At 72.0% G+C, this 7,231-nt stretch carries 7 protein-coding genes; 5 read left to right on the top strand and 2 right to left on the bottom strand.

Annotated features, from left to right (window positions below):
• Positions 1-425: 425 nt before the first annotated feature.
• Complete coding sequence (locus FNH04_RS37960) at positions 426-1,706, top strand: DUF4032 domain-containing protein (RefSeq protein ID WP_152790386.1); 1,281 nt, start codon at positions 426-428, stop codon at positions 1,704-1,706.
• Here the strand turns inward: FNH04_RS37960 and FNH04_RS37965 are convergent.
• Positions 1,667-2,542, bottom strand: a complete 876-nt coding sequence (locus FNH04_RS37965) for a universal stress protein (protein ID WP_152790381.1) — start codon at positions 2,540-2,542, stop codon at positions 1,667-1,669. The two genes, FNH04_RS37960 and FNH04_RS37965, sit on opposite strands and share 40 nt — an antisense overlap.
• 158 nt (positions 2,543-2,700) lie before the next feature.
• Between FNH04_RS37965 and FNH04_RS37970 the strand changes: the two genes are divergently transcribed.
• The 4 genes from FNH04_RS37970 to FNH04_RS37985 all read left to right on the top strand — a co-directional run bounded on the left by FNH04_RS37970 (position 2,701) and on the right by FNH04_RS37985 (position 6,818).
• Entirely contained in the window at positions 2,701-4,377 is a 1,677-nt protein-coding gene (locus tag FNH04_RS37970) for an FAD-dependent oxidoreductase (RefSeq protein ID WP_152790382.1), read from the top strand.
• Positions 4,378-4,408: 31 nt separating this feature from the next.
• Complete coding sequence (locus tag FNH04_RS37975) at positions 4,409-5,878, top strand: ATP-binding protein (RefSeq protein WP_322725034.1); 1,470 nt, start codon at positions 4,409-4,411, stop codon at positions 5,876-5,878.
• On the top strand, positions 5,875-6,228 hold the full coding sequence (locus FNH04_RS37980) for a UBP-type zinc finger domain-containing protein (protein ID WP_152790383.1): 354 nt from the start codon (positions 5,875-5,877) through the stop codon (positions 6,226-6,228). The genes FNH04_RS37975 and FNH04_RS37980 overlap by 4 nt, the downstream gene beginning before the upstream one ends.
• A gap of 155 nt (positions 6,229-6,383) precedes the next feature.
• Positions 6,384-6,818, top strand: a complete 435-nt coding sequence (locus FNH04_RS37985) for an ATP-binding protein (protein ID WP_152790384.1) — start codon at positions 6,384-6,386, stop codon at positions 6,816-6,818.
• 24 nt (positions 6,819-6,842) lie between these two features.
• Here FNH04_RS37985 and FNH04_RS37990 read toward each other — a convergent pair.
• On the bottom strand, positions 6,843-7,231 hold a 389-nt coding region (locus tag FNH04_RS37990; protein WP_152790385.1), incomplete at its 5' end, for an ATP-binding protein.

Genomic DNA, 7,231 nt, shown 5'->3' on the forward strand with positions numbered 1-7,231 from the left:
GTGGCGCTCGACGTGGGGCTGCCGGGCGTGGAGGCGCTCACCACCGGGCGACCCCTGTTCCTCGAGTCCGGTCTGATCGCGCAGGCGCTGGAGCGGGCGAGACGTTACGGCACGGGGCCACGCTCGCGCGGGGCCTGCGGGAGGCGCTGCTGCCGCCCGGACCTGCCCGGCGGAGTGGTGCGACGAACTCACCGACGAGGCCCGCCGCCTCACGGACCGACCCGACGACATCGCGGTCCCGCTCACGACGCTCCGCCCCGACGGCGTGCGGCGCCCATGGGCCCGTACGAGGGTGATGCGCGTCCCCAGGTTGACGTGACGGCCGTCGAGGTGCGGAGATGCTCCTCGGACACGAGGCACGCGACACGCGCGCCGCATGGGACCCACCCATCACACCGACGACCGTGAACGAGGGCGGAACACCGATGGCCTTGCAGATCAGCGCCACGAACCCGGAGCATCCCGCGCTGCTGCTGGAACTGCCGTGGCATCTGCCCCTGGAGGAGTGGCCCGAGCACCACCTGGTGCCGTTGCCGCGGGGTATCTCGCGGCACGTGGTGCGCTACGCCCGCGCCGGAACGGAGGTCGTCGCGGTGAAGGAGCTCGCCGAGCGGCCCGCGGTGCGGGAGTTCGAGCTGCTGCGGGACCTGGACCGGCTGGGCATCCCCACGGTGGACGCGCTGGCCGTGGTCACCGGGCGCGCCGACGCCGGAGGGGAACCCCTGGAACCCGTACTGATCACCCGTCACCTGCGCGGATCGATGCCGTACCGGTCGCTGTTCGAGACGACCATGCGGCCCGCGACCATGCACCGGCTCATGGACGCGCTGGCGGTGCTGCTGGTGCGGCTGCACCTGGCCGGGTTCGCCTGGGGTGACTGCTCGCTGTCCAACACGCTGTTCCGGCGGGACGCGGGCGCCTACGCCGCGTACCTGGTGGACGCCGAGACCGGGGAGATGCACCCGACCCTCAGCAACGGGCAGCGCGACTACGACCTCGATCTGGCGCGGGTGAACATCAGCGGGGAGCTGCTCGACCTGGAGGCCTCCGGCGCGCTGCACCCGTCCGTGGACCCGATCGAGTTCGGCATGGAGATCTGCGAGCGCTACCACGGCCTGTGGCGGGAGCTGACCCGGACGTCCGTGTACCCGGCGGGCAAGCACCACTACATAGAGCGCCGGATCCGCCGCCTGAACGAACTCGGCTTCGACGTCGCCGAGATGCAGATCACGCACTCGTCCAACGGGGACAGCGTCACGTTCGTACCGAAGGTCGTCGACGCCGGTCACCACCAGCGGCAGCTGCTGCGGCTGACCGGCCTGGACACCGAGGAGAACCAGGCGCGTCGGCTGCTGAACGACCTGGAGAGCTGGATGGCCACCCAGGAGGACTACGCGCCCGGCGATCCCCTCGCGGCCCGCCCCGAGGTGCTGGCCCACCGGTGGGTGCGCGATGTGTTCCGGCCGACGGTGCGGGCGATACCACTGGAGCTGCGCGGTGCCATGGACCCGGCGGAGCTGTACCACGAGCTGCTGGAACACCGCTGGTTCCTGTCGGAGCGGGCCCAGCACGACATCGGCCTGGACACGGCGGTGGCGGACTACGTGACGAACGTGCTGCCCGGGATCCGCGCCACGCTTCCGGAGACCGCCGCGGCCGGGCCGGTTCAGGAGGGCGGTACGACGGCCACCGGGCAGGGCGCGTGATGCACGAGGGCGTGGGCCACCGAGCCGATGCGTGACCCGACGGCGCGGCGGTGGGCGCGCCGTCCGGCCACCATCAGCTGGGCCCGCCCGGCCACCGACAGCAGGACCTGGGCCGCGCTGCCGATCTCGACGTGCTCGGTCACGGGTACCTCGGGGAACCGTTCGCGCCACGGCCGCAGCGCCTCTCCGAGCGCCTTCTTCTCGTACGGCTCCAGGCCCCCCGCCTCGTCCGCGAGCCTCAGCGAGCCGGGGCTGTAGGCGAACACCGGGGGCAGGTTCCAGGCACGTACGGCCCGCAGTCCGGCGCCGCGGGCGGCGGCCGTCTCGAAGGCGAAGCCGAGGGCGGCGGCGCTGTCGTCGGGGCCTCCGTGCTGGCCGACGACGATCTCGCGGCCCGCCGCCTCGGCCTCGGGGTGGTCGTCCGAGCGGACGAGGACGACGGGCCGGTGGGCCTCGGCGATGACCTGCTGGCCGACGGAGCCGAGCAGGAAACCGACGATCGCGCCGTGGCCGCGTGAGCCCAGCACCAGGGTCTCGGCCTCCGCCGCCGCGGCCCCGAGCGACTCCACCGCCGTCCTCCCGTCGAGTACCTCGGCGGTCACGGTCAGCCCCGGATGCCGTGCGGCGACGGTCCGCTCGGCCTCCCGCACCAGCTCCCGCGCCCACCCCGCCTGGGTGTCCCGGTCAGCGGCGACGGCGACGTCGTCCGGCTGCCAGGCCCAGGCGTGGACGATCCGCAGGGGCAGGCCGCGGCGGACGGCCTCCCGGCCGGCCCAGGCCGCGGCGGCCGTGCTCTCGGGTGTTCCGTCCACTCCCACGGTGATCGGGCGGGTCATGCGGCTGCCTCTCCGTCGCTGGTCGCTGGCATGGGGGCCGTACGGGCCCTTTCTGCCCCGGCGGCCGGGGCACAGTCCCGTTCCGAAGCGAAACGGAGACGTCCGACCCTACGATGAGCGAGGGCGAGACGCCGATCGGCGCTCGGGGTGGGAGACCAATGGCACAGGCCGCGAGTCCGGCACGCAACGTCATTCTGACCGTGGACGACGATCCCGGGGTGTCACGCGCCGTGGCCCGGGATCTGCGCCGCCGGTACGGCGAGTCCTACCGGATCGTGCGGGCCGAGTCCGGCGAGGCCGCCCTGGAGGCCCTGCGGGAGCTGAAGCTGCGCGGCGACCAGGTGGCGGTGATCCTCGCCGACTACCGGATGCCGCACATGAACGGCATCGAGTTCCTGGAGCAGGCGCTGGACGTGTATCCGGCGGCGCGCAGGGTGCTGCTGACGGCGTACGCCGACACGGGCGCGGCGATCGACGCGATCAACGTGATCGACCTCGACCACTATCTGCTGAAGCCGTGGGACCCGCCGGAGGAGAAGCTCTACCCGGTCCTCGACGACCTGCTGGAGGCATGGCGGTCCACCGACCGGACGTACGCGGGCGTCACCAAGGTGGTCGGTCACCGCTGGTCGGCCAGGTCGTCGGACGTACGGGAGTTCCTGGCCCGCAACCAGGTGCCGTACCGCTGGTTCTCGTCCGACGAGCCGGAGGGGCGGCGGCTGCTGGCGGCGGCCGGGGCGGACGGCGAGCGGCTGCCCCTCGTGGTCACGCCGGACGGTACGCCGCTGGTGGCGCCCGACGACACGGAGCTGGCGGACCGGGTGGGGCTCGCGACGACTCCTGCGGCCGACTTCTACGACCTGGTCGTCATCGGCGGTGGGCCGGCCGGACTGGGGGCCGCCGTGTACGGGGCCTCGGAGGGGCTGCGGACGGTGCTCGTGGAGCGGTCCGCGACGGGTGGCCAGGCGGGGCAGAGCTCACGGATCGAGAACTATCTGGGGTTCCCCGACGGCGTGTCCGGGGGGCAGCTCACCGAGCGGGCCCGGCGGCAGGCCACGAAGTTCGGGGCCGAGATCCTGACCGCGCGCGAGGTGACCGGTCTCGAGGTGAACGGGGCGTCACGCGCCGTCCGGTTCTCCGACGGTTCCGCGATCGCCGCGCACAGCGTGATCCTGGCGACCGGCGTGTCGTACCGGCAGCTCGACGCACCGGGCTGCGGGGACCTGACCGGGTGCGGGGTGTTCTACGGGTCGGCGCTGACCGAGGCCGCGTCCTGCCAGGGGCACGACGTGTACATCGTGGGCGGGGCCAACTCGGCGGGGCAGGCCGCGATGTACCTGTCGCGTCATGCCAAGTCGGTGACGCTGCTGGTGCGCGGGGAGTCGCTGGAAGCGTCCATGTCGCACTATCTGATCCAGCAGATCGCCGACACGCCGACCATCACCGTGCGCACCGGCACGGTCGTCGAGTCCGCGCACGGCACCGGCCATCTGGAGCAGCTCACGCTGCGGGACCTGGCGAGCGGGCGCAGCGAACTCGTCGACGCGCAGTGGACGTTCGTGTTCATCGGGGCCGCGCCGCTGACCGACTGGCTGGAGGGAACCCTGCTGCGCGACGAGCACGGGTTCATCCTGACCGGGCCCGATCTGAGCGATGACGGGCGGCCTCCCGCGGGCTGGGAGCTGGACCGGCCGCCGTACCACCTGGAGACCAATGTCCCCGGCGTGTTCGTCGCCGGGGACGCGCGGGCGCAGTCCGCCAAGCGGGTCGCGTCCGCGGTCGGGGAGGGAGCGATGGCCGTGATGCTCGTCCACCGGTATCTGGAGCAGTCGTGAACGGGGAAGTCCGGACGCCCGGGAGGCCGTCGTGAGCAGGCAGCCGCTGCCGTGCGACATGGCGGAGCTCAGCACGCTGTTCCTGTTCGAGAAGCTGGATTCCGAGCAGTTGGCGCGGCTGTGCCGTGAGGGGCGGGTCGAGTGGATCGAGCCCGGGCCCGTGTACGCCGAGGGTGATCCCGCGACCTGCTTCTACGTGCTGCTGGAGGGCACGATCGTGATGTCGCGGCGGGTCGGCGGCGACGATGTGGAGACCAACCGCAGTTCGCAGCGCGGTGTGTACGCGGGTGCCTTCCAGGCGTATCTCGGGGACGGGGCGAAGAAGGCCGTCTACCTGGGGTCGATGCGGGTCACGGAGCGCTCGCGGTTCTTCGTGCTGCCCGCGGACGCCTTCGCCGCGATCATGCGGGACTGGTTTCCGATGGCCGTGCACCTGCTGGAGGGCCTTTTCTTCGGTACGCGCAACACCCAGCAGGTGATCGGGCAGCGGGAGCGGCTGCTGGCGCTCGGCTCGCTGTCCGCCGGGCTCACCCACGAGCTGAACAACCCGGCCGCGGCGGCGGTACGGGCCACCTCGGCGCTGCGGGAGCGGGTGGCGGGGATGCGGCACAAGCTCGGTGCCATAGCGGCCGGGGCGTACCGGCGCGAGACGCTGGAGACGCTGGTCGAGATCCAGGAACGTACGGCCGAGCAGGTGTCCAAGGCGACGCCGCTGAGCCCGCTGGAGGCCTCCGACCGGGAGGACGCGCTGGCAGACTGGTTCGACGAGCACGGCATCGCGGGCGGCTGGGAGATCGCGCCGACGTTCGTGCAGGCCGGGCTGGACACCGAGTGGCTGGACCAGGTGGCGGCGGCCGTGGACGAGCACACCCTGGAGGGTGCCGTCCGATGGCTCAACTACACGGTGGAGACCGAGCTCCTGATGAACGAGATCGAGGACTCCACCACCCGTATCTCCGGACTCGTCGACGCGGCCAAGCAGTACTCGCAGCTCGACCGGGCGCCGTACCGGGTCGTCGACGTGCACGAGCTCCTCGACAGCACGCTGCTGATGCTGTCGGGGAAGATCGGTCCGCGGATCGAGGTCGTCAAGGACTACGACCGCTCCGTACCGCGTGTCCCGGCGTATCCGGGTGAGCTGAACCAGGTGTGGACGAACCTGATCGACAACGCGGTCTCGGCGATCGGTGACGCGGGCGGGGAGGGCACGCTCACCGTGCGCACGGCGCTGGAGCCGGACCGGCTGCTGGTCGAGTTCCGGGACACGGGGCCCGGGGTGCCGGAGGATGTCCGCGGGCGGATCTTCGACCCGTTCTTCACCACCAAGCCGGTCGGCCAGGGCACGGGGCTCGGTCTGGACATCTCGTGGCGCATCGTGGTCAACAAGCACCACGGCAGTCTGGAGGTACGGTCCGTGCCGGGCGACACGCGGTTCCAGGTGCGGCTTCCGCTGACCGCGGCGGAGCCGGACACGCCCGCGACACACGAGGAGACGTCATGACCCTGCCTGACGGAATCGACCCGAGTGTCCCGCCGAGCGGACCGGGCTGTGTGGAGTGCGAGGCCGGTGGCGGATGGTGGTTCCATCTGCGGCGCTGCGCCCGGTGCGGGCACGTGGGCTGCTGCGACAGCTCGCCCGCCCGGCACGCGAGCGCCCATGCCCGCGAGACCGGGCACCCGCTGATCCGTAGTTACGAGCCGGGGGAGACGTGGTTCTGGGACTACGACACATCGGAGTTGTACGAGTCCGGTCCCGATCTCGCTCCCCCGGTGGCCCACCCCTCCGACCAGCCGACACCGGGGCCGGCGGGGCGCGTACCGGCGAACTGGGCGGAGACGCTGCGGAGGTGACCGCACATGGCCGTCCCCGGCGCGGGCCGGGCAGGTCCCCTGTCTGTCACAGACATCGGTGGATTTGCGAGTAGCACCCGTCTCTCTGGGAAACAGCGGCGGTGAGACGGAGAATTCGCCGAGGCGTCCGGTACCCGGGGTCCGGGCCGGGCGACATGGCTACCGAGCCGCGATGGAGCGACAAACTGCCTTCCGACGAGATGGAGAAGTGCCACACCGCCTTCGACGGCGGGCTTGGCGATGTGACCGGCGCCCGACTGGCCGCGGAGGAGTTCCTGCGTGCCGTGGCGCGTTCCTCGCCACCGACGGCGCCCGAGCACTGGGACGACATCCTTCTGGTCGTCAACGAACTGGCCGCCAACGCGGTCCAGTACGCTCCGGGGCCGTTCGAGCTGACGATGCGCCGCACCTTCGACGGGGTGCATGTGACGGTGCACGACACCAGCACCACACCGCCCGCACCCCGTCCCTTCCATCCCAGCCGGGGTGGCGGCGGCATCGGCTGGCATCTGATTCACACACTGTGCACTCAGGTGAGCGTGGTGGAGCGGGACGGCGGCAAGGACGTGCACGTCTTTCTCCCCTGGTGAGGGCAGGGGACGTCGGGGGCGGCGTCAGCGCGGTCCGGCGAGCGGAACCAGCGCGCTGATGGTCTTGCCTCCCTCGGGCCGGCGCTCGATGGCGATGTCCCGGGCCAGGCGGATGACCAGCGGCCAGCCGTATCCGTTGCCCACGTGCACGGGGGGCAGTGTGCCGGGGCCGTGGGCGTCGGCGGGGACGACGTCGCTGTAGTCGTGCACACGCAGCCGCAGGCCCTCGGGCGTCGGATCCACCTCGAACCCCGCGATGCCCCCGCCGTGCCGGATCGCGTTCGTCACCAGTTCGGAGACGACGAGCAGCAGGTCGATGACGGCTTCCTCACTGGCCCGACGGCCGGGCGCGTCCCAGCTCTCACGGACGACGGACCGTGCGTGGTCCCGTGCCGACGCGGCGCTCGTGACGG

Source organism: Streptomyces phyllanthi (assembly GCF_009377205.1).
In the GTDB taxonomy this organism is placed as follows: domain Bacteria; phylum Actinomycetota; class Actinomycetes; order Streptomycetales; family Streptomycetaceae; genus Streptomyces; species Streptomyces phyllanthi.

Excerpts from the sequence above, each read along its gene's own strand:
- FNH04_RS37970 (WP_152790382.1), top strand. The coding sequence starts at position 2,701 with ATGGCACAGGCCGCGAGTCCGGCACGCAACGTCATTCTGACCGTGGAC.
- FNH04_RS37985 (WP_152790384.1), top strand. The coding sequence starts at position 6,384 with ATGGCTACCGAGCCGCGATGGAGCGACAAACTGCCTTCCGACGAGATG.
- FNH04_RS37980 (WP_152790383.1), top strand. The coding sequence starts at position 5,875 with ATGACCCTGCCTGACGGAATCGACCCGAGTGTCCCGCCGAGCGGACCG.
- FNH04_RS37965 (WP_152790381.1), bottom strand. The coding sequence starts at position 2,542 with ATGACCCGCCCGATCACCGTGGGAGTGGACGGAACACCCGAGAGCACG.
- FNH04_RS37960 (WP_152790386.1), top strand. The coding sequence starts at position 426 with ATGGCCTTGCAGATCAGCGCCACGAACCCGGAGCATCCCGCGCTGCTG.